1 protein-coding gene and 1 pseudogene are annotated in these 1,080 nt (G+C 66.6%); one reads left to right on the forward strand and one right to left on the reverse strand.

Annotated features, from left to right (window positions below):
• Positions 1 to 144: 144 nt before the first annotated feature.
• A complete protein-coding gene (locus OO63_RS41065) occupies positions 145 to 807 on the forward strand; it encodes a response regulator transcription factor (RefSeq protein ID WP_030363850.1) in 663 nt (220 codons plus the stop codon).
• 63 nt (positions 808 to 870) lie between these two features.
• On the opposite strand, the pseudogene OO63_RS46475 reads toward OO63_RS41065, so the two are convergent.
• Positions 871 to 1,080: pseudogene (locus OO63_RS46475) on the reverse strand (hypothetical protein); the annotation flags it as partial.

Raw genomic sequence — 1,080 nt, forward strand, 5'->3', positions numbered from 1 at the left:
TCTGGTTCGGGGAGTGGGTTGAAGGGGTTGCGGCAGCGGGTGGAGTTGGTGGGCGGCACGTTCGAGTCCGGACCCCGCCCCGACGGCGGCTTCCACGTCGAAGCCGTACTGCCGATGGAGGCGCACCATGGATAGACTGTGACCATGGGGCATGAAGTCGTAAAGGTGCTGGTTGTTGATGACGAGCCCATGGTCTGCGCGCATTTGAGAACGATTCTCGGTTCGGCCGAGGATATTGAGGTCGTCGACGCCGCCCATGACGGAGCCGCCGCGGTCGAGGCCGTGATGCGGCATCGCCCCGATCTCGTTCTCATGGATTTGCGGATGCCGGGTGTGGACGGCCTCACGGCCATCGAATGCATCATGAAACTCGACCAGCCGCCGAAAGTCGTGGCGCTCACCACATTTGACGCCGACCAGTATGTGATGCGGGCACTGCGCAGCGGCGCGAGTGGATTTCTGGTGAAATCCACGCCGCCCGAGGACCTGATCGGCCTCGTCCGCGTCGCCGCCGACGGCCACACCGTCCTCTCGCCCGTCGCCATGCGCCGTATCGTGGCCGCGTCCTCCGACGAGGACGCCGCGCGTGAGCGCGCCAAGGCCCTGGTCGGCAAGCTCACCGAGCGCGAGACCGACGTCCTCACCTGCCTCGGCGAAGGCCTGTCGAACGCCCAGATCGCCACGAAGCTGTTCCTCAGCGAGGCGACGGTCAAGGGCTATGTCTCCCGGATGCTGGTGAAGCTGGAGTGCACCAACAGGACCCAGGCGGGACTCCTCGCCTACGACGCGGGGCTCGTCAGCCGCTGACGCTCACACACAGCACGAAGGGCCGGAGCTCGAAAGCTCCGGCCCTTCGTGCTGTCCAGCCGCCTACTCGTTGAAGGCCGTGCCCGCCGACGCCGACTGCGTGCCGTTGTCCGAGCCGCTGTCCGAGCGGATCCACGTCACCGTCGTCGGCACATAGCTGGGCAACACCGACTTGACGTGGAAGCCGCCGTCGGGGCGGGGTCCGGACTCGAACGTGCCGCCCACCAACTCCACCCGCTGCCGCAACCCCTTCAACCCACTCCCCGAACCAGA

Source organism: Streptomyces alboflavus, assembly GCF_000716675.1.
Taxonomy (GTDB): domain Bacteria; phylum Actinomycetota; class Actinomycetes; order Streptomycetales; family Streptomycetaceae; genus Streptomyces; species Streptomyces alboflavus.

Bases quoted from the DNA above. Each gene is read 5' to 3' on its own strand.
- OO63_RS41065 (WP_030363850.1), top strand. From the start codon at position 145: ATGGGGCATGAAGTCGTAAAGGTGCTGGTTGTTGATGACGAGCCCATG.